This is a genomic window from Allobosea sp. Tri-44 (assembly GCF_004123845.1).
Classification (GTDB): domain Bacteria; phylum Pseudomonadota; class Alphaproteobacteria; order Rhizobiales; family Beijerinckiaceae; genus Allobosea.
This window is the reverse complement of the sequence record NZ_NBDP01000003.1, coordinates 782,072-806,369: the sequence shown is the minus strand read 5'-3', so window position 1 is coordinate 806,369 and position 24,298 is coordinate 782,072. Positions and strand designations below refer to the sequence as shown.

Annotated in this window: 25 protein-coding genes; 17 read left to right on the top strand and 8 right to left on the bottom strand. The window is 67.0% G+C overall.

All coding sequences use genetic code 11. The features are described 5' to 3' along the window. Window positions 1-12: 12 nt before the first annotated feature. From B6S44_RS03895 to B6S44_RS03880, 4 genes are read right to left on the bottom strand one after another with little or no spacing between them, the layout of a single operon-like run. The gene (locus B6S44_RS03895) at window positions 13-885 is read right to left on the bottom strand and encodes a VOC family protein (RefSeq protein ID WP_129155413.1); all 873 of its coding nucleotides are present in this window, start codon (window positions 883-885) and stop codon (window positions 13-15) included. Between the two features lie 23 nt (window positions 886-908). Beyond that, complete coding sequence (locus B6S44_RS03890) at window positions 909-2,075, bottom strand: glutathionylspermidine synthase family protein (protein ID WP_129155412.1); 1,167 nt, start codon at window positions 2,073-2,075, stop codon at window positions 909-911. Window positions 2,076-2,077: 2 nt separating this feature from the next. Further along, window positions 2,078-2,710 (bottom strand): DUF1190 domain-containing protein, encoded by a 633-nt coding sequence (locus tag B6S44_RS03885; RefSeq protein ID WP_129155411.1) that lies wholly within the window; start codon window positions 2,708-2,710, stop codon window positions 2,078-2,080. 10 nt (window positions 2,711-2,720) lie between these two features. Next, on the bottom strand, window positions 2,721-3,122 hold the full coding sequence (locus B6S44_RS03880) for a DUF350 domain-containing protein (RefSeq protein ID WP_129155410.1): 402 nt from the start codon (window positions 3,120-3,122) through the stop codon (window positions 2,721-2,723). A gap of 121 nt (window positions 3,123-3,243) precedes the next feature. Between B6S44_RS03880 and B6S44_RS03875 the strand changes: the two genes are divergently transcribed. After that, window positions 3,244-3,624 carry a GFA family protein gene (locus B6S44_RS03875; protein WP_129155409.1) on the top strand — a complete coding sequence of 127 codons (381 nt, stop codon included), beginning with the start codon at window positions 3,244-3,246 and terminating at the stop codon, window positions 3,622-3,624. Window positions 3,625-3,633: 9 nt separating this feature from the next. On the opposite strand, the gene B6S44_RS03870 is transcribed toward B6S44_RS03875, so the two are convergent. From B6S44_RS03870 to tpiA, 3 genes are all read right to left on the bottom strand, one after another. Beyond that, window positions 3,634-5,262: a CTP synthase gene (locus B6S44_RS03870; protein WP_129155408.1), complete on the bottom strand. Its 1,629-nt coding sequence runs from the start codon at window positions 5,260-5,262 to the stop codon at window positions 3,634-3,636. 127 nt (window positions 5,263-5,389) lie between these two features. Then, complete coding sequence (gene secG, locus B6S44_RS03865; protein ID WP_129155407.1) at window positions 5,390-5,794, bottom strand: preprotein translocase subunit SecG; 405 nt, start codon at window positions 5,792-5,794, stop codon at window positions 5,390-5,392. Window positions 5,795-5,912: 118 nt separating this feature from the next. Beyond that, a complete protein-coding gene (tpiA, locus tag B6S44_RS03860; RefSeq protein WP_129155406.1) occupies window positions 5,913-6,674 on the bottom strand; it encodes a triose-phosphate isomerase in 762 nt (253 codons plus the stop codon). Between the two features lie 148 nt (window positions 6,675-6,822). On the opposite strand from tpiA, the gene B6S44_RS03855 reads away from it, so the two are divergent. The 5 genes from B6S44_RS03855 to B6S44_RS03835 all read left to right on the top strand — a co-directional run bounded on the left by B6S44_RS03855 (window position 6,823) and on the right by B6S44_RS03835 (window position 13,232). Beyond that, window positions 6,823-8,730, top strand: a complete 1,908-nt coding sequence (locus B6S44_RS03855) for a SurA N-terminal domain-containing protein (RefSeq protein WP_248309422.1) — start codon at window positions 6,823-6,825, stop codon at window positions 8,728-8,730. Between the two features lie 10 nt (window positions 8,731-8,740). Continuing rightward, complete coding sequence (trpE, locus tag B6S44_RS03850; protein WP_129155405.1) at window positions 8,741-10,255, top strand: anthranilate synthase component I; 1,515 nt, start codon at window positions 8,741-8,743, stop codon at window positions 10,253-10,255. Window positions 10,256-10,468: 213 nt separating this feature from the next. Next, window positions 10,469-11,443, top strand: a complete 975-nt coding sequence (locus B6S44_RS03845) for an ABC transporter substrate-binding protein (protein WP_129155404.1) — start codon at window positions 10,469-10,471, stop codon at window positions 11,441-11,443. A 74-nt stretch (window positions 11,444-11,517) separates the two neighbouring features. Next, on the top strand, window positions 11,518-12,441 hold the full coding sequence (locus B6S44_RS03840; RefSeq protein WP_129155403.1) for an ABC transporter permease: 924 nt from the start codon (window positions 11,518-11,520) through the stop codon (window positions 12,439-12,441). Beyond that, a complete protein-coding gene (locus B6S44_RS03835; RefSeq protein WP_129155402.1) occupies window positions 12,438-13,232 on the top strand; it encodes an ABC transporter ATP-binding protein in 795 nt (264 codons plus the stop codon). Before B6S44_RS03840 ends, B6S44_RS03835 begins: the two co-directional genes overlap by 4 nt. A 12-nt stretch (window positions 13,233-13,244) precedes the next feature. Here the strand turns inward: B6S44_RS03835 and B6S44_RS03830 are convergent, their stop codons facing one another. Beyond that, window positions 13,245-14,159: a LysR family transcriptional regulator gene (locus B6S44_RS03830; protein ID WP_129155401.1), complete on the bottom strand. Its 915-nt coding sequence runs from the start codon at window positions 14,157-14,159 to the stop codon at window positions 13,245-13,247. A gap of 107 nt (window positions 14,160-14,266) precedes the next feature. Between B6S44_RS03830 and B6S44_RS03825 the strand changes: the two genes are divergently transcribed. The 11 genes from B6S44_RS03825 (at window position 14,267) to B6S44_RS03775 (ending at window position 24,268) form a co-directional block, all read left to right on the top strand. Then, a complete protein-coding gene (locus tag B6S44_RS03825) occupies window positions 14,267-15,454 on the top strand; it encodes an MFS transporter (protein WP_129155400.1) in 1,188 nt (395 codons plus the stop codon). Between the two features lie 37 nt (window positions 15,455-15,491). Beyond that, window positions 15,492-16,526 (top strand): aldo/keto reductase, encoded by a 1,035-nt coding sequence (locus B6S44_RS03820; protein WP_129155399.1) that lies wholly within the window; start codon window positions 15,492-15,494, stop codon window positions 16,524-16,526. 225 nt (window positions 16,527-16,751) lie between these two features. Next, window positions 16,752-17,117, top strand: a complete 366-nt coding sequence (locus B6S44_RS03815) for a YciI family protein (RefSeq protein ID WP_129155398.1) — start codon at window positions 16,752-16,754, stop codon at window positions 17,115-17,117. A gap of 2 nt (window positions 17,118-17,119) precedes the next feature. Then, a complete protein-coding gene (locus tag B6S44_RS03810; RefSeq protein ID WP_129155397.1) occupies window positions 17,120-18,382 on the top strand; it encodes an RNA polymerase sigma factor in 1,263 nt (420 codons plus the stop codon). A 332-nt stretch (window positions 18,383-18,714) separates the two neighbouring features. Next, window positions 18,715-19,266 (top strand): SRPBCC family protein, encoded by a 552-nt coding sequence (locus B6S44_RS03805; protein WP_129155396.1) that lies wholly within the window; start codon window positions 18,715-18,717, stop codon window positions 19,264-19,266. A 54-nt stretch (window positions 19,267-19,320) separates the two neighbouring features. Then, entirely contained in the window at window positions 19,321-19,857 is a 537-nt protein-coding gene (locus tag B6S44_RS03800) for a DUF1579 domain-containing protein (protein WP_129155395.1), read from the top strand. A gap of 250 nt (window positions 19,858-20,107) precedes the next feature. Then, window positions 20,108-20,725 (top strand): anthranilate synthase component II, encoded by a 618-nt coding sequence (locus B6S44_RS03795; protein ID WP_129155394.1) that lies wholly within the window; start codon window positions 20,108-20,110, stop codon window positions 20,723-20,725. 14 nt (window positions 20,726-20,739) lie between these two features. Beyond that, complete coding sequence (gene trpD / locus B6S44_RS03790) at window positions 20,740-21,753, top strand: anthranilate phosphoribosyltransferase (RefSeq protein ID WP_129155393.1); 1,014 nt, start codon at window positions 20,740-20,742, stop codon at window positions 21,751-21,753. A 9-nt stretch (window positions 21,754-21,762) separates the two neighbouring features. Beyond that, entirely contained in the window at window positions 21,763-22,575 is an 813-nt protein-coding gene (gene trpC, locus B6S44_RS03785; RefSeq protein ID WP_129155392.1) for an indole-3-glycerol phosphate synthase TrpC, read from the top strand. Further along, entirely contained in the window at window positions 22,572-23,054 is a 483-nt protein-coding gene (gene moaC / locus B6S44_RS03780) for a cyclic pyranopterin monophosphate synthase MoaC (RefSeq protein WP_129155391.1), read from the top strand. Before trpC ends, moaC begins: the two co-directional genes overlap by 4 nt. A 2-nt stretch (window positions 23,055-23,056) precedes the next feature. After that, window positions 23,057-24,268: a molybdopterin molybdotransferase MoeA gene (locus tag B6S44_RS03775; RefSeq protein WP_129155390.1), complete on the top strand. Its 1,212-nt coding sequence runs from the start codon at window positions 23,057-23,059 to the stop codon at window positions 24,266-24,268. The last annotated feature ends 30 nt before the right edge of the window (window positions 24,269-24,298 follow it).

The window sequence follows — 24,298 nt, the reverse complement described above, 5'->3', positions numbered from 1 at the left end:
GCGCTCCGGCGCTCAGCCCATTTCGAAGACGACGGCGCAGCCGAATGCCGCGCTCGCCGGCACGACGATACGCGCGCCGTCATGGCGAGATGCGATATCGCGCTCGGCGAGCCGCGCCCTGACAGGTCCGAGATCCGGCACCGTGACCGCGAAGCCGGCGAAACAAGCCTGCTCCTGTCCGCGATCGTCATCGAGCATGGCCGCGGCCGCCTCTGGCATCAGCACCTCAAGGCGCCCGCGCGGCAGCGGCAGGCGCAAGCCCGCCTCTGGCGTCGCGAAGCTTTCCGCGCCCGAAAAAGCGCCGAGGAAACCCAACTGTGCAGCCGGCTCCTCGGCCACCATGAACACGGCGGACAGCCCGCTCGCACCATTCTCGTGCCGCTGGAAGGCGGGGTTCCAGAAATTCTGCGGCTCATGCTGCTGACATACGAAGAAGCCGCAGTCTGGGGCGGCCGCGTTCTCGGCGAACGCGAGCGAGAACGCTACGCGGACTTCGCTGCCATCAGGCCGGCGCGCCTGCCGCTCGAAGAAGAAGGGCTCGAAATCGCCGATACCCGCTGCGCGGAAGCCTTTGGCATCGCCGGCCGCATCGCGGCTTTCCAGCACCAGCATCGACATCCCGTCGCCGCGCGCCAGAGCATCGCGCACGAAGGCGCCGAAGGAAAACCGCTGCGGTGCGTGCGGCGGAATCAAAGTTCCGTCGCCGATCGTGATCAGTTCAAGGAAGGCGCCGGGAAACTGGACGACCCGATTCTCGGTACCCCAGGGATGGCGATTGCGCGCGCCGACGCGGAAGCCGAGCGTCTCATAGAAGGCGCCCGCTGCATCGAGATCGGCGACGCAGATGACGAGATGATCGAGGCCGCGGGCGTTGGTTTCAGGCATGGGCAATCCGTAGGCCGTACGCGCTACGGCTCGATGAAATGCGGCACGAAGCGCGAGGTGTTCTTGGTGATCGGAGTCGTATCCTCGCGGATACCGAGACCGCAAGGCTGTGAGGCGACGAGCCAGGAGCCGAGCACCGGATAATTGCCGTCGAGATTCGGCAGCATCGCGCTCGCCTGCAAAATGAAGCCTTCGGCACCATAGGGGCCGTCATCGCTGTCCCGGACCGCCCCGCCCTCGACCAGCGTCACATTGGCGCCTTCGCGTGAATAGAGCGGCTTGCGGACATGGTTCGCACCGAGCTCCGAACAGCGCGGATCGCCCTCGAAATAGCTCGGCAGCAGATTGGGATGGCCGGGCGCCATCTCCCAGAGATAGGGCAAGAGCCCCTTGCTCGATATCAGCGCCTTCCAGGGCGGCTCGACGAACTGGCAGCGTGAGCCGGCAAGCGCCGAAGCATATTGCTCCCGGAACAGCCATTCCCAGGGATAGAGCTTGAACAGCAGCTCGATCGGCAGGCTGGCGCCGTCGCAGAAGCGCCCGTCGGCGAGCAGGCCCATCTCCTCGATGAAGGTGAAGCGGGCGTCGATCCCGGCCTGGCTCGCACAATCGATCAGATAGTCGACCGTGCCCTTGTCCTCGAAGCTGCCTTGCACGCAGGTGAAGTGCATGCGCTCGGGCTTGGGATTGCGCAATTGGCCGAAGGCGGCGATCAGGCGCTCGTGCAGCGAGTTGAACTGGTCGCAGCCGCGCGAGATCAGGCCCTGCGCCATCGCCTGCTCGAGCCAGTCCCATTGCACGACCGCTGCCTCGAACAGCGAGGTCGGCGTATCGGCGTTGTATTCGAGCAGCTTGGCCGGCCCCTTGCCGTCATAGGCGAGATCGAGCCGGCCGTAGAGATTGCGGTCGCCACGCTGCCAGCTGTCGCGGATCAGCGTCCACTGTGCCTCGGGAATCGCGAGTCGGAGCAAAATCTCCTCGTCCTTGAGGGCGCGCTCGACAAAGGCGAAACAGAGCCCCTCGATCTCGCTGGTCGGAGCCTCGATGTCATTCTCGATCTCTTTCAACGAGAAGGCATAGGCGACGCTCTCGTCCCAATACGTCTGCCCGTCGAGCGTGTGATAGGCAAAGCCGAGGCGCTCGGCCTCCGCCTGCCAGTCCTTGCGGGGCGTTACGCGAAGCCGCTGCATGATCAGGATGAGGAGGATGAGGAGAAGGAGCGCGAGGTCGAGCCGAAGCCACCGCGCGAGGCGACGCTCGGCGTGCTCGCCATGCCCGTCGAGGAAATGTTGCGGGCGACCATCGCCTGACCCGAGGTCGTCGTATAGGCGCGCGAGCGGCTGCTGCTGCCGCCATAGTAGCCGCCGCTGGACGATGAGGACGACGAGGTCCGGGTCGGCTGCTCGCATTCCGGCCGGCCGGAGCCGGGCTGGCGCGTGCCGGGCGGACAGGCCGAGCTGGTCGGTGGCAGCAGCGGCTGGGCCGCGCCGCCGCCGGACATGAACTGCCGCGCCAGCATGATGCCGGCGAGCGCCGGAATGAAGACCTGGGCATTGTTCCAGGTCGCGCTCTGGCAGCCGCTGGCGCCGAACTCCTGTTCGCAGGAGGCGCTGCTGGTGAACTTCTTGGCATCGCGCAGATGGTTCGCCGAGGCCTCGTTGAAGCGCTGCTCGCATTGGCTGGCGCTGAGCTGGTTGGCCGCCCGGCACTCGGCGAGGTTGTTGTAGACCAGCGAATCGTCGGTCTCGCCGCCGGAGAGCGACCAGTAGGTCGCGACCAGCACCACGCCAGCGGCGGCAAGCCCAATCTGGGTCGAGCGCTTCATGGACGCCTCCTCACTCGGTCATGCTGGCGGCGGCGAGCGTGCCGCTGAGGACGGCGATCACCACCAGCATCGCGGCCGAGGGGATCCGATCCTCCTCGATCTTGCGCGAGAGATCGGGAATGGCGAGGCGGGCAAAGCCATAGGCGCCGAACTGGATGACCATGGCGATCACCGCCCAGATCACCAGGTCGGGAACGCTGGCCGCCTGCTCGATCGCCTTTTCGAGCGGCACCGAGAAACCGATCAGGTTGCCGCCGAAGGCGATCGCCGCCGAGAGGTTGCCACCGCGGATCAGCGCGATCTCGTCATGAGCGGTCAGCCGCATATAGACCGCGGCGAAGCCGGCGATCAGCGCGAAGCCGACGCAGAAATAGAGGAGGAACGCCGGCAACCCGGCCATCGAGATCGTCATGCTGCCGCCCCTTGCATGCCATGATGGTCAAGGCGCTCACTATACGTCAGCGGCGCCGCTGCGCCAGACTGTCGCGGCGGGCATCGCGCGTAAGGAAACAAGCGCGTCACGGAGAGGCTCCATGAAAGAAAGACATGCCAAATGCTCTTGCGGGTCTCTGAGCCTGATCTGCCGCGGCGAGCCGGCACTCGTCTCGCTCTGCCATTGCCGCGAATGCCAGCGCCGCACGGGCAGTACCTATGGCATCGCCGCATTCTTCCCGCGTCCGGGTGTCGAGATCAGCGGGCAGGCAACGGCGTATCGCCGGGAGGCCGACAGCGGCTTCGAGGTCACGCAGCACTTCTGCCCGCGCTGCGGCAGCACGGTCTATTGGGAACCCTTGCGCAAGCCGGACATGATTGCGGTCGCCGTCGGGGCCTTCGCCGACCCGGATTTTCCGGCGCCGGGAAAGCAGGTCTACACCCAGCACCGCCACCGTTGGGTCGCGGTGCCGGTCGACTAGATCGCAGGATCAGACCAAGCGGCTCTGCACCACCGCCGCCTCGATGAAGCTGGCGAAGAGCGGGTGCGGCTCGAACGGCCGCGACTTCAGCTCCGGATGGTACTGCACGCCGATGAACCATGGGTGGTCGGGATATTCGACCGTCTCCGGCAGCAGTCCGTCAGGTGAGACGCCGCTGAAGCGCAGGCCCTTGCCCTCGAGCTGCTCGCGGTAGCCCATATTGACCTCGTAGCGGTGGCGGTGCCGCTCCGAGATCTCGGTCGAGCCGTAGATCTTCGCGATCTTGGTATCGGCCGACAGATTCGACTGGTAGGCGCCAAGCCGCATCGTGCCGCCGAGATCGCCACCGGAAAAACGCTGTTCCAGCTCGTTGCCGCGCATCCATTCCGTCATCAGGCCGACGACCGGCTGCTCAGTCGGGCCGAATTCCGTCGAGTTGGCGTCCTTGATGCCGGCGAGCGAGCGCGCCGCCTCGATCACCGCCATCTGCATGCCGAAGCAGATGCCGAAATAGGGCACCTTGCGCTGCCTGGCGAAGCTTGCCGCCTTGATCTTGCCCTCGGCGCCGCGATGGCCGAAGCCGCCGGGCACCAGGATGCCGTGGACATGCTCGAGGAACGGCGCCGGGTCCTCCTTCTCGAATACCTCGGACTCGATCCAGTCGAGATTGACCTTGACCCGGTTGGCGATGCCGCCATGGGTCAGCGCCTCGATCAGCGACTTGTAGGCGTCCTTCATCCCGGTGTATTTGCCGACGATGGCGATCGTGACCTCGCCCTCCGGGTTCTTGATCCGCTCGGAGATGCGGCGCCAATTGCTGATGTCGGGCGCCGCCTTATCGTCCATGCCGAACGCCGCCAGCACCTCGGTGTCGAGCCCCTCGGCGTGGTAGGACAGCGGCACGTCATAGATCGAGGCGACGTCCCGGGCCTCGATCACCGCCGTCTCGCGCACATTGCAGAACAAGGCGAGCTTACGCCGCTCCTCGACCGGGATCTCGCGATCGGTGCGGCAGAGCAGGATGTCGGGCTGGATGCCGATCGAGCGCAGTTCGGCAACCGAATGCTGCGTCGGCTTGGTCTTCAGCTCGCCGGCGGTCGGGATATAGGGCAGCAGCGTCAAGTGCACGAAGATGCACTGGCCGCGCGGCAATTGCTGGCCGGTCTGGCGAATGGCCTCCAGGAAGGGCAGGCTCTCGATGTCGCCGACCGTGCCGCCGATCTCGACCAGCACGAAATCGTAGCCGTCATTGCCCGAGAGGACGAATTCCTTGATCGCGTTGGTGACGTGCGGGATTACCTGGATAGTGGCGCCGAGATAGTCGCCCCGGCGCTCGCGCGTCAGGATGTCCATGTAGATGCGGCCGGTGGTGATGTTGTCGCCCTTGTTGCAGGGCCGGCCGGTGAAGCGCTCGTAATGGCCGAGGTCGAGATCCGTCTCGGCGCCATCATCTGTGACGAAGACCTCGCCGTGCTGATACGGGCTCATCGTGCCCGGATCGACATTGAGATAGGGGTCAAGCTTGCGCAGGCGGACCGTATGGCCGCGCGCCTGCAGGAGAGCAGCAAGAGCCGCCGCCGCCAAGCCTTTGCCCAGCGAGGACACCACGCCGCCGGTGATGAAAACATACCGCGTCATGGGAGGTCACCTTTAACGCTAAGAATTCGATTCGCTAAGCGAGCCTTTGCGGGTCCGCTCCGCGCCGCACGCTTGTCCACAAAAGAGAAGGGCCGGTTTCCCGGCCCCTGCCCTCGTCTCGTTCCGGTCACCGCGTCGGCGCGCCCGGCTGCGGCGGTTGTGATCCGCCTTGATTCTGCATCTGCCGGAGTTGGTCGAGCACCCCGCCGGCATTAGGGGCCGAAGGCCCGCTCGGAGCCGCCGGCGCGGTGGTGCCGGCCGGAGCCGGGGCGCCGTCGATGATCGAGCGCTGCGTGCGGCCCTGCGTCGCCATGACCGCCAGCACGATCGAGGTGATGAAGAACAGGCCGGCGAGGATCGCCGTGGCGCGGGTCAGCGCATTGGCCTGGCCGCGGCCGGTCATGAAGCCACCGACACCGCCGCCACCGCCGGAGCCCATGCCGAGGCCGCCGCCTTCGGAACGCTGGAGCAGCACGACGCCGACGAGCGCGATCACGATCAGCAAGTGGATGACGATGAGGACGTTCTGCATGGCTCTCGAAATGGGTATGGCGCGGGCGCCTGCCAAGATGGCGGCATCCCGCGGAACGGCGCTGGCCATAGCATGGGCTTTCCGCCCATGCCACCCGCGATTTTAATCTCCCCCGGGATCAGGCGCAGGCGCGCGCGATCGAAAGGAAGTCCTCGGCCTTGAGGCTGGCACCACCGACGAGCGCGCCATCGACATTGGCGACGTTCATGAGTTCGACTGCATTGCTCGGCTTGACCGAGCCGCCATAAAGCAACCTGACGCCGGCGGCCGTCGCCTTGCCGAGGATACGTCCGAGCTCGGAGCGGATCGCTTCATGCATCTCGGCGACGTCCGCTGCCGTCGGAGTCAGGCCAGTGCCGATCGCCCAGACCGGCTCATAGGCGATGATGAGGTTGGCCGCAGTCGCGCCATCCGGCACGGAGCCGCGCAGCTGTTTCTTGACGATCGCCAGCGCCTTGCCGGCCTCGCGCTCGTCCTTGGTCTCGCCGACGCAGACGATTGGCGTCAGCCCTGCAGCGAACGCCGCCTCGGCCTTGGCCTTCACCTGCACATTGCTCTCGCCATGCAGGGTGCGGCGCTCGGAATGACCGACGATAGCATAGCTCGCGCCGGCATCGACCAGCATCGGCGCCGAAACCTCGCCGGTATAGGCGCCGCTCGCATGGGCGCTGCAATCCTGCCCGCCGGTCGCGATGCGCGAACCGATCAGCGAAGCCGTCAGTGTGAACAGCAGCGTCGCAGGCGGGCAGATGGCGAGGTCGACGGCGCTCCGTAGCGCTGCGTCATGGCCCTTGGCGACCTCGGCGGCGATGGCGAGATCCGCCTTCACCCCGTTCATCTTCCAGTTGCCCGCCACCAGCGGCTTGATCGTTCGCGTCACGGCTGCTCTCCAATTCTTGTCCATCGGCTCTAGCAATGCTGCCTCCTGATCGCAATCGAGGCGATCCAGAGCGATTGCCGGGAGGCGTTGCTCTTCCTATAAGCGGCGCGCAGCGGCACGGCCGCGACAGGATTGGGAAGACAAGACCATGATGATGCAGGGCATCCGCAAGGCGGGGCAGAGCCTGATCGGCAAGCTCATCATCGCCGTGATGTTCGGCTTCCTGATCATCTCCTTCGCGATCTGGGGCATCGGTGACATCTTCCGCGGCTATGGTCGCAACGCCGTCGCCGTCGTCGGCAAGACCGAGATCAGCATCGAGCAGTTGCGCACGGCCTATCAGAACGACCTCCAGCGGTTGATGCGCCAGCAGCGTCGCCAGATCAGCCCGGAGCTGGCGCGGGCGCTCGGCCTCGACCAGCAGGCGCTCTCGCGCCTTGTCACCGACGCGACTCTGGACCAGACCGCCACGAAAATGGGCCTCGCCGTTTCCGATGAGACTGTGCGCAATACCCTCTTCAACGACCCGAACCTGAAGAATGCTGCCGGCCAGTTCGATCCCAACCGCTTCAACGAATTGCTGCGTGCGACTGGGATGAACGAGCAGGGCTTCGTGCGCGAGCAGCGCGCCGCAACGATGCGGCAGGAGCTTGCCGAGATGGTGGTCGGCGCCGTCACGGCCCCGGGCGCGCTGCAGGAGCTCGGCCATCGCCTGCGCCATGAGAAGCGCGAGATCGCCTACGTCACCTTGCCCGACAGCGCCGCTGGCGAGATCCCCGCTCCGACGGAGGACGCGCTGCGCAAATATTTCGACGAGCGCAAGGCCGCCTTCCGCGCCCCCGAATACCGGACCGCCAATGTGCTCGTCCTGACGGCCGCCAACCTCGCCGACCCGAGCAAGGTCAGCGAGGCCGACGCCCGCGCCCGCTACGAGCAGATCAAGGCGCAGCGCTTCGGCTCGGCCGAGCGCCGCATTGTCCAGCAGATCGGCTTCCCGTCCATCGAAGAGGCCAGGGCCGCCAAGGCGAAGATCGATGCCGGCGAGACCTTCGAGGCGGTCGGCGCCAGCCGCAACATCGCCGAGGCCGACCTGACCCTCGGCACCTTCACCCGCGAGGGCCTGTTCGACCCGGCCGTGCGTGACGCCGCCTTCGCGCTGGCGCAGGGCGCGGTCAGCGAGCCTGTTCAGGGCGGTTTCGGCATCGTGCTGCTGCGCGTCCCGACGATCGAACCGGCACGGCTGAAGAGCTTCGAGGAGGTCGCCGACGAGGTCCGCCGTGACGTCGCGACCTCGCGCGCTGCCGAGCAGATGACCGAGCTGCACGACAAGATCGAGGACCAGCGCGCTTCGGCAAAGCCGCTGGCCGAGATCGCCAAGGAGTTTGGCCTGGCGCTGCGCTCCTTCGGCCCGGCCAATTCCAGCCTCGGCAAGGCCGACGGCACGCAGGAGACCGCCCTCCCCGGCGGCGACGCGACGCAGCAGGCGATCTTCCGCTCCGATATCGGCGTCGACAACGAGGCGACCCGCTTGCCGAACAATGGCGGCTATGTCTGGTTCGATCTCAGCAAGATCGACCCACCGCGCGAGCGCAGCTTCGACGAGGTCAAGGCCGAGGTCGAAAAGCAATGGCGCGCCGATGAGGTCGCCACCCGGCTCTCGGCCAGGGCGCGCGAGATCGTGCAGAAGCTGGACGCCGGCGAAAAGCTGGACGCGATCGCCTTCGCGCAGGGGTTCGCATTCGAGGAAACGACGCTCGGCCGTCAGGACCAGAACGACGCGCTGCCGCGCAACGTCGTCTCGCTGGTCTTCGGCACGCCTGCCGGCAAGGCGGGCTCGGCGGCGGTCGACAATGCCGGCCGCGTCGTCTTCGAGGTCAAGGCGGCGACGGTCAGCCCCTATGTCCGCACCGCCGAGGAAGCCGAGAACTTCGTCCGCCTGCTGACCTCAAGCATCAGCGAGGACATCCTCGCGCAATATGTCGGCAAGCTGCAGAACGATCTCGGCGTCCAGGTCAACCAGGCGGCGCTGCGCAACGCCACCGGCGGTCAGAACTGAAGCCAGCCACATGGATCCGGCCGCCGATTTCGCCCGCTTCGCCACCGCTTATGCGGCTGGCGCGGCGCAATTGCTGACCCTGTCGCTGGTCGGCGATTGCGAAACGCCGGTCGCCGCCTTCCTCAAGCTGCGCCAGGCGCACCAAGGTCCCGCCTTCCTGCTCGAATCGGTCGAGGGCGGCGCCGTGCGCGGCCGCTACTCGATGATCGGGCTCGACCCCGACCTGATCTGGCGCTGCCATCGCGGTGAGGCTTCGCTTTGCCACCCTGCGCAAAGCGCGGATTTCGTTTCCGATCCGCGTCCCGCCTTCGACTCCCTGCGTGCTCTGCTCGCCGAGAGTGCGATTCCAGATCGCGACGGCCTGCCGCCGATGGCTGCGGGCGTGTTCGGTTATCTCGGCTACGACATGGTCCGCCTGATGGAGCGCCTGCCACAGCCGAAGGAGACCGGGCCGGATGTGCCCGATGCCATCCTGACGCGGCCGACGCTGATGGTCGTGTTCGATTCGATCCGAGACGAGATCACGGTGGTGACGCCGGTTCGGCCTCAGGCCGGCGTGTCGGCTCGCATCGCCCATGAGCGGGCGCAGGAGCGGCTCGATGCGGTGGTGCGGGCTCTCGAAGGCCCCCTGCCCGCCGAGGCCGGCATCGACATCGCTGCGATTCCCCACCCCGAATCCGTCTCGAACACCAGCGAATCCGAGTTCCACGCGATGGTGGCGACCGCGCAGGAATATGTCCGCGCCGGCGACATCTTCCAGGTCGTGCTCTCGCAGCGTTTCGAGGCGCCGTTCGAACTGCCGCCCTTCGCGCTCTATCGCGCGCTGCGGCGGGTCAACCCGGCGCCCTTCCTCTGCTATCTCGATTTCGAGCGCTTCCAGATCGTCTGCTCCAGCCCCGAGATCCTGGTCCGCTTGCGCGACGGCAAGGTCACGATCCGGCCGATCGCCGGCACGCGGCCACGCGGTGCGACGCCCGCGGCCGACGAAGCCCTCGCCGACGAATTGCTGGCCGATCCCAAGGAGCGGGCCGAGCACCTGATGCTGCTCGACCTTGGCCGCAACGATGTCGGCCGGGTCGCCGAGATCGGCAGCGTCAACGTCACCGATTCCTTTTTCATCGAACGCTACAGCCAGGTGATGCACATCGTCTCGAACGTCGAGGGACGCATCTCGAGCGAGCACGACGCGCTCTCGGCCCTCGCCGCCGGTTTCCCGGCCGGGACCGTCTCCGGCGCGCCGAAGGTGCGCGCCATGGAGATCATCGACGAGCTCGAAAAGGACGGGCGCGGCGCCTATGGCGGCTGCATCGGCTATTTCGGCGCCAATGGCGAGATGGACACCTGCATCGTCCTGCGCACCGCGGTCGTCCAGGATGGCCGCATGCAGGTCCAGGCCGGCGCCGGCATCGTCTACGATTCGAACCCGGCCTCCGAACAGCTCGAATGCATCAACAAGGCAAAAGCCTTGTTCAAGGCTGCCGAGGAAGCTGTGCGCTTCGCCGCGCGCAGCCGGCGGGGTCAGTGATCCGGCCCCTCTCGTTCGCATGCGCGCTTCCCGCAGACGCATGTCAGCTCACTTGCATGGCGTGTTTTTGCCCGCGCATATTGCCGGTAATCGAGGGTGCCGCTCCCTAGCCTCAAGGTTGCGAGAACGGCCCGCTCACTAATCTCAAGGGCCCTGCCAACCGCTGCAGATTGCGCGGGGTGGACCGGCCCGACAACAAACGGAGAGGAAACCATGCGTTTGCGCGCAACCATGATCAGCAGCGGTATCGCTCTGGCGCTTCTGGCCGGCACGGCCGCCATCGCCCAGCAGGCCCAGAAGGTGACGGTGGCCGTCACCGCGATCGTCGAGCATCCGGCGCTCGATGCAGCCCGCGACGGCGTCAAGAAGGCGCTGGAGGAGGCCGGCTACAAGGACGGCGCCAACCTGATCTTCCGCTACGAATCGGCGCAAGGCTCGCCCGCGACGGCGGCGCAGATCGCCCAGAAGTTCGCGGGCGAGAACCCGAACGTGATCGTCGCGATCGCGACCCCTTCCGCCCAGGCGATGGTCACGGCGACGCAGACGATTCCGGTGGTGTTCACCGCAGTGACGGATCCGGTCGCAGCCCAGATCGTCAAGGACAGGCAGGCGCCGGGCGGCAACGTCACCGGCATTTCCGACTTCTCGCCACTGGAAGCCCAGTTCGACCTGATCAAGGAGCTGGTCCCGGCGGCCAAGAAGATCGGCGTCGTCTACAATCCGGGCGAGGCCAACAGCGTCGCGCTTCTCAACGCGATCAAGGCCCTGGCGCCGGCCCGCAGCCTGCAGATCGTCGAGGCCTCGGCTGGCCGCACCGCCGATGTCTCCGGCGCAGCGCAGAACCTGGTCGGCAAGGTCGATGCGATCTACCTGCCCACCGACAACACCATCATCTCCGCGCTTGGCACGGTTCTGAACGTCGGCGCCGACAACAAGCTGCCGGTCTTCACCGGCGACACCGAGTCCGTCCAGAAGGGCTCGGTCGCCTCGATCGGCTTCGACTATTTCCAGGTCGGTCTGGAGACGGGCGCGGTGGTCGGGCGCGTCCTCAAGGGCGAGAAGCCCGGTAGCATCCCGGTCAAGAACGCCAGCGGCAGCAATCTCGTCATCAATGCCAAAGCGGCTGCCGCCATGGGCGTGACCATCCCGCCGGCCGTGCAGGCGCGCGCCAAGCAGGTGATCAACTGATCTGAGGCGGCGGCATTCTGCGCCTCCGCGACCGGCCGCTCACTCATTCCAGAACAGAACAAGCAGGGCGACCGATGAGTCTCATCGCCACCCTGGGCGCCATCGAGATCGGACTGGTGTTCGCTCTCGTGGCGCTCGGCGTCTACATCACCTTCCGTGTCCTCGACTTTCCCGATCTGACGGTCGACGGGACCTTGCCGCTCGGCGCCGCCGTCGCCGCGGCGATGATCGCGGGCGGCATCAATCCGGTCTTCGCCACGTTGGCGGCGATCGTCGCCGGCTGCCTCGCAGGCACGGTCACCGCCTGGCTCAACATCCGCTTCGCGATCCTGCATCTGCTCGCCGGCATCCTGACGATGACGGCGCTGTTCTCGATCAACCTGCGGGTGATGGGCGTGCCCAACATCCCGCTGATGAATCGGCCGACGGTGATCGACTTCTTCACCTGGCTGAACCCGTTCATCGCGGCGATGGGATTGCCCGCCCGTCCGACCTTGCGGGTGCTCGCCCTGTTGATCATCGTCACCGTGATCGCCGCCCTGCTCTCCCGCTTCCTGAAGACCGAGTTTGGCCTTGCAATGCGCGCCACCGGCGCCAATCCGCGCATGGCGCGGGCGCAGGGCATCCGCACCGACATGTACATCTATGTCGGCGTCGCCCTCTCCAATGGCCTCGTTGCCTTGGCCGGCGCGCTGTTCGCGCAGACGGCGGGCTTCGCCGATGTCAGCATCGGCACCGGCACCATCATCGCCGGCCTCGCCGCCGTGATCCTGGGTGAGACCATCTTCCGCACGAGGTCGATCGTCGTCGCCATCTTCTCCTGCCTGATCGGCGCCATCGCCTACCGCCTCGCCATCGCGCTCGCCCTGAATGCCGGCTGGCTCGGCCTGCGCGCCTCCGATCTCAACCTCGTCACGGCGGTGCTGGTCGGCATCGCCCTGATGCTGCCTGGTGTCGCCAATCCGCTGCGCGACCTGTTCAAGCGGAGCGCGCCATGATCAGCGTCCGGGACGTCCATGTCACCTTCGGGCGCGGCACGCCGCTGGAGAACCGGGCGCTGCGCGGGCTCGACCTGACGGTGTCGGATGGTGAGTTCATCACCGTCATCGGCTCGAACGGCGCCGGCAAGTCGACGCTGCTCAACGTCCTCAGCGGCGATGCCCGGGCCGAGCGCGGCACGGTTGAGGTCGACGGCATCGACGTGACGCGCTGGCCGACCGCAAAACGGGCCGGCCTGATCGCCCGCGTCTTCCAGGACCCGATGGCCGGCACCTGCGAGCGGCTGACGATCGAGGAGAACATGGCGCTGGCCCAGGCACGCGGCCGCGTTCGTGGCCTCGGCCCGGCACTCGACAAGCCACGCCGGGCTCTGTTCCGCGACAAGCTGGCGATGCTCGGTCTTGGCTTGGAGAACCGACTCGGCGATTCGATGGGGCTCCTGTCGGGCGGACAGCGCCAGGCGGTCAGCCTGCTGATGTCGACGCTGGCGGGAACCAAGACATTGCTGCTCGACGAGCATACCGCCGCGCTCGATCCGCGCACCGCAGCCTTCGTGCTCGACCTGACGCAGCGCATCGTCGAGGACCAGAAGCTGACCGCGCTGATGGTCACCCATTCGATGCGCGACGCGCTCGACCATGGCAACCGCACCGTGATGCTCCACGAAGGCAAGGTCGCCTTCGACATCGCCGGCGAGCGCCGCAAGACGATGGACGTGCCGGACCTCCTGCAGCTGTTCAAGCAGGTGCGCGGCGAGGAGCTCGCCGACGACAGTTTGCTGCTGAGCTAATTCTAACGGTTGTTAGGCTCGTATTCGGACATTCCTCGCCAGGAAGTCGATGAACGCCCGCATCCGCGCCGGCACGAAGCCGCCCTGGCCAAGATAGACGGCGTGGATCACCTCGATGTCGCCGGCGTTGAAATCCTCCAGCACCGTGACGAGCCGCCCTGCGGCGACCTCGGCCTCGGTGTGAAAGCGCCCGAGCCGGGCGAGCCCAGTGCCGGCGACGGCGAGCTGGCGCGCGATCTCGCCATCGCCGACCAGCAGATTGCCGACCGCCGCGATCGAGATCAGCTCGCCATTGACGCGAAACGGCCAGCCCTCGACCGAACGGGCGAAGTTGAAGCCGATCAGATTGTGCTTCTCGAGTTCGGCCGGCGTCTTCGGCTCGCCATGGCGGGCAAGGTAATCGGGTGAGGCGACGACGGCGACGCCGCTCTCGCCGATCTTGCGCGCCATCAACTGGTTGCCGCGCAAGGGACCGGGCGCGACGCGGATCGCGATATCCGCCCGCTCCTCGATCAGGTCGACGACCTGGTCGGTCAGGACGAGATCGAGCGAGAGCTCGGGATGCTCGGCGAGGAAAGCTGGCACCAGCGGCAGCAGTACCTGATTGCCGAAGGCGACATTGGCGTTGACCCGCACCCGGCCGCGCGGCGCCCGCCCCGCTGCCGCCTCGCATTCCGCCTCGGCGATATCGGAGAGGATGGTGACGCAGCGCTGGTGGAAGGCCTGCCCTTCCGCCGTCAATTGCAGCTTGCGCGTCGAGCGATTGACCAACCGGGCGCCGAGCCGGGCCTCCAGCCGGGTCACCAGCTTGCTGACCGCCGACGGCGTCATGCCGAATATCTTGGCGGCAGCGGAGAAACCGCCGCGCTCGACCACGGCGGAGAACACCTCCATCTCGCCAGAGCGGTTGCTGAGCAGAGCTGCCATGATGAACTCAAGTCACAAGTGATGTTACGGACGGCATCCTAGTTCCATTAGCTGCGCCGCGCCATCTGCTCGGGGACCGTTCCCATGCGCCATGCGCGGAGCCTGCCATGCCCATTGCCGTCTATGCCCTCACCGCCGGTGCCTTTGGCATCGGCACCACCGAATTCGTCATCATGGGCCTGTTGTTGCAGGTCGCGACCGATCTCGGCGTGTCCGTCTCGATGGCCGGCCTCCTGATCTCCGGCTATGCGCTCGGCGTCTTCGTCGGCGCGCCCATCCTGACGCTGGCGACACGCAAGCTGCCGCGCAAGCAGGTGCTGATCCTGCTGATGGCGATCTTCACCCTCGGCAACATCGCCTGTGCGATCGCGCCGAGCTACGGGCTGCTGATGGTCGCGCGCATCGTCACCTCGCTCGCGCATGGCACCTTCTTCGGCGTCGGCTCGGTCGTCGCGACCAGCCTCGTCCCCGAGGACAAGAAGGCCTCGGCCATCGCCGTGATGTTCACCGGCCTCACCATCGCGACCCTGCTCGGCGTCCCCGCCGGCGCCTGGCTCGGCCTGCATTTCGGCTGGCGCGCCACCTTCTGGACCATCGCCGCGATCGGCGTTATCGCCATGCTGGTGCTCGCCCGCCTGGTTCCGGCGGATAAGGGCAAGGTCGAGGTCGCCCCGCTGCGCCAGGAACTCGCAACGCTCGCCGACCCCCAGGTGCTGCTCGGCCTCGCCATGACCGTGCTCGGCTTCGGCGGTGTCTTCGCGGTGTTCACTTACATCCAGCCGATCCTGGTCGAGATCACCGGCTTCTCGCAGGAGGCCGTCTCGCCGATCCTGCTGCTCTTCGGCCTCGGCCTGATCGTCGGCAACATGCTCGGCGGCAAGCTCGCCGATCGCAACCTGCCCGTCGCCCTGCTCGCGACCACGGCCACGCTCGCCATCGTGCTCTTCGCGATGACGGCAGCACTGCATAACCCGATTGCGGTCACGATCTTCGTCGGGCTGATCGGCGCCGCCGCCTTCGCCACCGTCGCCCCCTTGCAGATGCGCGTGCTCGACAAGGCGGGGCCGGCTGGGCGTAATCTCGCCTCCAGCCTCAACATCGCCGCCTTCAACCTCGGCAATGCCTTCGGCGCCTGGCTCGGCGGCATTACCATCGACCATGGGCCGGGGCTTGCCGCCGTGACCTGGGTCGCCGCCCTGGTGCCGCTGGCGAGCCTGGCGCTGGCCATGATCAGCCTGCGCCTCGACAAGTGCGGGCGGGTGGCGCTGCAGACCGCCCCCGCCTCCTGCCAGTGACCAGTATTTTCAAAAGTTTCGCAGAAGGAACTCAACCATGGACTACAGATATCTCGGCCGCTCCGGCCTCAAGGTCCCGGCGCTCAGCTTCGGCGCCGGCACCTTCGGCGGCCAGGGTCCGCTCTTCAGCGCCTGGGGCACCAGCGACGCCAAGGATGCGACCCGCCTCGTCGACATCTGCCTCGAAGCCGGGCTCAACCTGTTCGACACCGCCGACGTCTATTCGAACGGTGCCTCCGAGGAGATCCTCGGCGCTGCGATCAAGGGTCGGCGCGACAAGGTCCTGATCTCGACCAAGATGACCCTGCCGATGGGCGATGGCCCCAACGACGCCGGCTCCTCGCGCAGCCGATTGATCGATGGCACGGAAAGCGCGTTGCGCCGGCTCGGCACCGACCATATCGACCTGCTCCAGCTCCATGCCTTCGACGCCTTCACACCGATCGAAGAGGTGCTGTCGACGCTCGACGCGCTGGTTCGCGCCGGCAAGATCCGCCAGGTCGGCGTCTCCAACTTCGCCGGCTGGCAGCTCATGAAGTCGCTCGCTCTCGCCGAGAAGCACGGTTTCCCGCGCTACGTCGCGCATCAGGTTTATTATTCGCTGGTCGGCCGCGACTACGAGTTCGACCTGATGCCACTCGGCCTCGATCAGGGCGTCGGGGCGCTGGTCTGGAGCCCACTCGGCTGGGGCCGCCTCACCGGCAAGATCCGGCGTGGCCAGAAACTGCCTGAAGGCAGCCGCCTGCACCAGACCGCCGATTTCGGGCCGCCGGTCGACGACGAAAAGCTCTACGACATCGTCGATGTGCTCGACGCGCTCGCCAAGGAGATCGGCAAGAGCGTCCCACAGATCGCGATCAACTGGCTGCTGCAGCGTCCGACCGTCGCCTCGGTGATCATCGGCGCCCGCAACGAGACGCAATTGCGCGACAATCTCGGCGCCGTCGGCTGGGCCCTGACGCCCGAGCAGATCGCCAAGCTCGACACCGCGAGCGCGACGGTGCCGCCCTACCCGGCCTTCCCCTATCATCGCCAGGAAGGCTTCGCCCGGCTCAACCCGCCTGCCGTTTAGCCCCTTCTCGCCTCCCGCGCCGTCATCCCGGACGCAGCGAAGCGAAGATCCGGGATCCATGCCTGAGCCTTTCCGAAAGAGGTTCCGGAATGGGTCCCGGGTCTCCCTACGGTCGCCCGGGATGACATCGTCTGGAGGAAGATCGACGCAGCTTGATTTTTTCTGCCCGGCCCTGTCGGCTGCCGGCTCGGCCAAACGTCCTTGGCCTGAATCGGAGCGCTGCGCATGCACTACGCCATCCTTTGCTATCATTCCGAAGAGGTCGTCATGGCCTGGTCGAAGGAGCAGAACGACGAGGTCATGGGCCGCCTCGAAAAGATCCGCCAGCGCATCGCCAAGGAAGGAAAGCTCGGCCCGGTCGCAAGGCTGCTGCCGACCACCGCCGCGACGACGCTGCGCAAGGACCGCGATCCGCCGCTGATCCTCGACGGCCCCTTCGCCGAGACCAAGGAACAGTTCCTCGGCTTCTACATCGTCGACGTCGCCGACCTCGACGAGGCGCTCGGCATTGCGCGGGAGCTCGGCGAGGCCAATCCAGGCGGCGCCTTCGAGGTCCGCCCGCTCGCCGTCTACTATCCGGCCGGAGTCTGATCATGGCCGAGATCGCCTGGATCCACGCGGCGCTGACCTCGGCGCGGCCTCAGGCGATCAGCGCCCTGCTGCGCTATTTCCGCGATCTCGATGTCGCCGAGGAGGCCTATCAAGAGGCGTGCTTGAGGGCGCTCCGGACCTGGCCGCAGAACGGCCCGCCGCGCGATCCCGCCGCCTGGCTGATCTTCGTCGGCCGCAATGTCGCGCTCGACCAGGTCAGGCGGCAAAAGAAGCAAACGGCCCTGCCGGAAGACGACCAGCTTTCCGACCTCGACGATGCCGAGAGCGAGGTTGCCGAGCGGCTCGACGGCGGCCATTACCGCGACGACATCCTGCGGCTGCTGTTCATCTGCTGCCATCCCGACCTGCCATCGACACAGCAGGTCGCGCTGGCCCTGCGCATCGTCTCGGGGCTGACGGTGAAGCAGATCGCTCGCGCCTTCCTCGTCGGCGAGAGCGCGATGGAGCAGCGCATCACCCGCGCCAAGGCGCGGGTCGCCGCTGCCGACGTTCCCTTTGAGACTCCCGGCCCGGTCGAGCGCGCCGAGCGCCTCGCGGCGGTGGCCGCGATGCTCTACCTCGTCTTCAACGAGGGCTATTCTGCGAGTGGCGCCGAGGGCGACCGCCGCCGCCCCTTCAGCGAGGAAGCGATCCGGCTGATGCGGCTGCTGCTGCGGCTATTCCCGACAGAGCCGGAGATCATGGGCCTATTGGCGCTGATGCTGCTCCAGCACGCCCGCGCGCCGGCCAGACTTGATGCCGGCGGCCAGATCATCCTGCTCGAGGACCAGGATCGTTCGCTCTGGGATCGCGAAATGATCGCCGAAGGGCTCGCTCTCGTCGACAAGGCGATGCGCCACCGCAGGCCCGGCCCCTACCAGATCCAGGCCGGGATCGCTGGTGTCCATGCTCGCGCCGCGCGGCCGGACGAGACCGACTGGGCCCAGATCGATGTCCTCTACGCCACGCTTGAACATATCCAGCCTTCGCCGGTCATCACACTCAACCGCGCCGTCGCCATCGCCAAGCTGCGTGGGCCGGAGGCAGCGCTCGCCATGGTCGAGCCGCTGGAACAGCAGCTCTCGGGCTATTTCTACTTCTTCGGCTTCAAGGGCTGGCTGCTGATGCAGCTTGGCCGCAGCCGCGAGGCGCGCGCCGCCTTCGACCGTGCCATCGGGCTCGCCGGCTCGGCTAGCGAAGCCGCCCATATCCGCCAGCACATCGACCGGCTGATGCGCGAAAGCGGACAGGCCGCAGCCGGCTGAGGCCGGCGAGATACCGCTGCTAAAAATTTCTCCGGGCGCCGTGTCGGCATCGTGCCCGCTCGCTCGTCCTTGCTTCAAAGGGGCGACGATCAGACGGCGCTGGCGGGATACGATCAAAGCCGAAAACTTATCGATGACAACCGCTTGCCAGTGATTCCTGATGCCAGGAACCTGAAGGGATTGTGCAGCGAGCCGAGGCGGCGGGGAAGCGGGAAAAGTTTTTTCGACCGCCCTGTCGGATCGCCCAAGGCGCCTACGTCCTTGGTGCGGACCGGCCGGAATTCACCGGTCGCGAATATCAAGCAAAGCGCCCGTCAAAACAGGAGAACGTCATGCTCACCTATCTCGCCATCGCCGTGCTCGCTTTCGTCGCCGGCGTCCTCATTGTCGCCGCACGCAAGCCCGATATTTTCGAGGTCAGCCGTTCCGCGACGATCCGGGCGACGCCCGAGCGCATCTTCGCCCTGCTCGCAGACTTCCAGGAATGGGGTGCCTGGTCGCCCTATGAGAAGAAGGATCCGGCGATGAAGCGCAGCTTCAAGGGCGCGACCTCCGGTGTCGGCGCCGTCTACGCCTTCGACGGCAACAAGCAGGCCGGCACCGGCGAGCTCGCCATCGTCGAGGTCCAGGCGCCGGTGAAGCTCGCCGTCACGCTCGACATGACCAAGCCCATGGCCTGCCACAACCTGATCACCTTCAGCCTCACCCCGGCAGAGGGCGGTACGCTGGTGACCTGGCACATGCAGGGCGGCTGCCCGTTCATCGGCAAGCTGATGGGCACGATCTTCAACATGGATCGCATGGTCGGCGGCGATTTCGAGAAGGGCCTCGCCGCCCTCAAGCAGGCCACCGAGCGACCGCAACTGGTTGCTGCCGCGGCCTGACCACGGCGCATTCGACTGTCCACGCCACAGAAGCAAAGCCAAGGAGGAAGAACCATGAGCAACGCAGCAGAACTCGACAAACCGCAGGCCGGCGACCTGTCCGGCTGCACGCCGGCCAAGCCCCAGGCGGAACATGACTGGCTCCTCCAGCTCGTCGGCGAATGGACCTACGAGACCGAATGCATGATGGGCCCGGACCAGCCGCCGATGAAGTTTTCTGGTACACAGTCCTACTCGTCCATTGGCAGGCTCTGGCTCGTCGGCGACGGCACAGGCCAGATGCCGGACGGCAGCCCGGCGAAGACCCGGATCACGCTCGGCTATGATCCACTGAAGGAGCGCTATGTCGGCTCTTTCATCGGCTCGATGATGGGCAACCAATGGGTCTACACCGGCACGCGCAGCGCCGACGGAACGGTGCTGACCCTCGACACCGAAGGCCCGGACTTCGCCAATCCCGGCAAGACGGCGGCCTATCAGGACATCGTCGAGATCAAGAGCCCGGACCACCACATCCTGTCCTCGCGCGGCAAGGGCGAGGATGGCGAGTGGGTCCAGTTCATGACGGCGCACTACCGCCGGGTGAAGTAGGTCGGCCCACCACACCGTCATTCCGGACAAGCTGCGGAGCAGCGCAGCTCCGGAATCCATCGCAGGGCGCACAGCTCGACGATGGATTCCGGCGTTCCGCTTCGCTCCAGCCGGAATGACGGAGCATACTGAGGAAACTCTCCCAGCGAGGGCGCGGAGCGACCAGCTCCGCGCCCTCGCGCTTGACCGGCACGCGCGTTCGGGGGCATGTGCAAAACCCGAGAAACTGGGTGGGGACGGCCCCGACGCAATGCGCATCCTGCTGATCGACAACTACGACAGCTTCACCTGGAACCTGGTCCACCTGATCGGCGGGCTCGGCGCCACGGTCGACGTGCGCCGTAACGACATGCTCTCCGTCGGCGAAGCCCTCTCCGGCGACCATGACGCGATCGTGCTCTCGCCCGGCCCCTGTACGCCGAACGAAGCCGGCATCTGCCTCGATCTCGTCCGCGAAGGCGCTAGCCAAAAGCCGATCTTCGGCGTCTGCCTCGGCCTGCAGGCGATCGGCCAGGTCTTCGGCGGCGAGGTGGTGCGCGCCCCCCTGCCGATGCACGGCAAGGTCTCGACCATCACCCATCGCGCCCGCGGCCTGTTCCACGGCATCAACGGCCCGCTCGAGGCGACGCGCTATCACTCGCTGGTCGTCCGCAGGGAAAGCTGCCCGGCAGAGCTCTCGATCGAGGCCGAATCCGGCGACGGCATGATCATGGCGCTGTCGCATCGCGACCTGCCGGTGCATGGCGTGCAGTTCCACCCCGAGAGCATCGCCTCGGAGCACGGCGCGACGATCCTGCGCAATTTCCTCGATCTCGCCGAGCGATGGTCGCGCCAGAATCAAAAAGCCGCCCTTTCCGCGACAGCCTGATCGATCGAGTTCCCATGGACGACTTCAAACCCTTCATCGCCAAGGTCGCGACCGGCGCCTCGCTGTCGCGCGAGGAAGCCCGCGACGCCTTCGAGGCCATGCTCTCCGGCGAGGTCACGAATGCGCAGGCCGCCGCCTTCCTGATGGCGCTGCGGGTGCGCGGCGAGACTACCGAGGAGATCGCCGGCGCCGTCACCGCGATGCGCTCGCGCATGCTCACGGTCGATGCCCCTGCCGACGCCATCGATATCGTCGGCACCGGTGGCGATGCCTCCGGCTCCTACAACGTCTCGACGCTGGCTTCGATCATCGTCGCCGCCTGCGGCGTGCCGGTCGCCAAGCACGGCAACCGCGCCGCCTCCTCGCGCTCCGGCGCCGCCGACGTGCTGACTGCACTCGGCGTCAAAGTCGGGCTGGAACCTGCCGGCACCGAGCGCTGCATCGCAGAGGCCGGCGTCGGCTTCATGTTCGCGCCGACCCACCACGCCTCGATGCGCCATGTCGGACCGGTGCGCACCGAGCTCGGCACCCGCACCATCTTCAACCTGGTCGGACCGCTCTCGAACCCGGCTGGCGTCAAGAAGCAGTTGATCGGCGCCTTCTCCGAAACCTGGCTCGAGCCGATGGTCAAGGTGCTGCAATCGCTCGGCTCGAAGACGGTCTGGGCCGTGCACGGCTCCGACGGCCTCGACGAGATCACCACCACCGGCCCGACCCGCGTGATCGCGCTGAAGGACGGCAAGATCGAGAGCTTCTCGATCGCGCCCGAGGATGTCGGCATCGCCCGTGCGAAGCCTGAGGATCTGCGCGGCGGCGAGCCAGCACAGAATGCGCAGGCGCTGCAGGACGTGCTCGGCGGCGCCAGGAGCGCGTTCCGCGACATCGCCGCCTTCAACGCCGCCGCCGCGCTCGTCGTCGCCGGCAAGGCGGCCACGCTTGGCGAGGGGCTGGCGCAGGCCTATGCGGTGTTGGACAATGGCAAGGCCAAGGCTGCGCTCGCGACCCTGGTCGCTAGCTCCAATGCGTGAGGCTGCCCCATGTCCGACATCCTGAAGCGGATCGAGGCCTATAAGCGCGAGGAGATCGCGGCAGCGCGTGCCGCGGTGCCGCAAGCCGAGATCGAAAAGCGCGCTGCGGCGATGCCGGCGCCACGCGACTTCATCGGCGCGCTGGAGGCCAAGCATCGCGCCGGCGGCCCGGCCCTGATTGCCGAGATCAAGAAGGCCTCTCCGTCAAAGGGGCTGATCCGCGCCGATTTCGACCCGCCGGCGCTGGCCAGGGCCTATGCCGAAGGCGGCGCCGCCTGCCTCTCGGTCCTGACCGACACGCCCTCCTTCCAGGGCCGGCCGGAATACCTTGACGAGGCGCGCGCCGCCTCCGGCCTGCCCGGCCTGCGCAAGGACTTCATGTTCGAGCCCTACCAGGTCTTCGAGGCGCGGAGCTGGGGCGCCGACTGCATCCTGATCATCATGGCCTCGCTCGACGATGCCGCGGCGCGCGAGCTCACTGCCACGGCGAAGGCGCTCGGCATGGCCGCGCTCGCCGAGGTCCATGACGAGGCCGAACTGGAGCGGGCTCTGACGCTCGACACCAGGCTGGTCGGCATCAACAATCGCGACCTGCGCAGCTTCGAACTCAACCTCGCCGTCACCGAGCGATTGGCGCCGCGCGTGCCGAAGGACCGCCTGCTCGTCGGCGAGAGCGGCATTTTCACGCATGCCGACATCGCCCGCCTGCAGGCCTGCGGCGTCAACACCTTCCTGGTCGGCGAGAGCCTGATGCGCCAGGCAGACGTGGCAGCTGCAACGCGCGAGCTTCTGACTGGCAAGACCACCGAGGCGGCGGCGTGAGCCGCCTCACCCATCTCGACCAGAAGGGCGCGGCCCATATGGTCGATGTCGGCGACAAGGCCGAGACCGTCCGCGTCGCGGTCGCCGAAGGCCACGTCGTGATGCAGCCCGAGACGCTGGCGATCGTCCGTGATGGCGAGGCCAAGAAGGGCGACGTCCTCGGCACCGCCCGCCTCGCCGGCATCATGGCGGCCAAGCGCGCTCATGAACTGATCCCGCTCTGCCACCCGCTGCTGCTGACCAAGATCGCAGTGGACCTTACGATCGACGAGACCCTGCCTGGCGTGCGGGTTCGTGCCGAGGTCAAGCTCACCGGCAAGACCGGCGTCGAGATGGAAGCGCTGACCGCCGTCAGCGTCGCCTGCCTCACCGTCTACGACATGGTGAAGGCGGTTGATCGCGCCATGCATATCGAAGGCATCCAGCTCGTGCATAAATCCGGCGGCAAATCCGGAACCTACGAGCTCGCAGGACCATAGGCATGAGCCTCACCCCCGTACCCGTCGCACTCAGGGCGCTGCTCAACAGCGTGCCCGGCCCGACGCCGGTCGAGACGCTGCCGCTCGCTAATTGCGCCGGCCGCGTGCTAGCCGAGGACGTCGCGGCGCTGCGGACCCAGCCGCCTTTCGCCAACTCAGCCATGGACGGCTATGCCGTACGTGCCGAGGATTTGGCGCGCGGCGCCGAGCTCCGCGTTGTCGGCGAGTCCGCCGCCGGTCGCGGCTTCTCCGGCAAGATTTCTCTTGGCGAGACGGTACGAATATTTACCGGAGCGCCATTGCCCGAAGGCGCGGACACGATCCTCATTCAGGAACATGCCGAAGGCGTCGGCGGCCCGGTGATCCGTGTCACCAAACCCACCGACCAGGGCCAGTTCGTCCGCCTAGCGGGGCTCGACTTCAGGACCGGCGAAATCCTGCTGAAAGCCGGCCGCCGGCTCGATAGCGCCGCGCTCGGCCTCGCTGCGGCAGCGGGACACCCGGCGCTCGCGGTCCGCCGCAAGCCGCTGGTCGCGATCCTCGCCACCGGCGACGAGCTCGTCCTGCCCGGCGAGCCGGTCGGCCCCGACCAGATCGTCGCCTCCAACAGCTTTGCGCTCGCCGCACTGGTCGAGCAGGCCGGCGGCATCGCGCTCGACCTCGGCATCGCCCGCGACAACCACCCCGACCTCGCCGCCAAGATCGAGGCGGCGCGCACGGCCGGCGCCGACGTGCTGATCACGCTCGGCGGCGCCTCGGTCGGCGAGCACGACCTCGTCCAGGCGGCGCTGAAGGCGCAGGGTATGGAGCTCGGCTTCTGGAAGATCGCGATGCGCCCGGGCAAGCCGATGATGATGGGCCGGCTCGGACCCATGGTCGCGCTCGGCCTCCCCGGCAACCCGGTCTCCTCGATCGTCTGCGGGCATCTCTTCGCCATGCCGCTGGTCGAGGCGCTACTCGGCATCGACGATCCCGAGCGCGACCGCAGCGAGCCCGCCATCCTCGCCATCGATCTGCCGGCCAATGACGAGCGCCAGGACTATTTGCGCGCCACCATCGAGACGGTCGATGGCGAGCGCCGCGTCAGGCCCTTTGCCAAGCAGGATTCGTCGATGCTGGCGAATTTGTCGCGGGCCGAGGCCCTGGTGATCCGCCCGGTCTTTGCCGAGGCCGCCAAGGCAGGCGATCCTTGCCGCATTATCCCGCTGCGCTGAATCCGTTCACCTTGCGGCAGGACGCGCCTT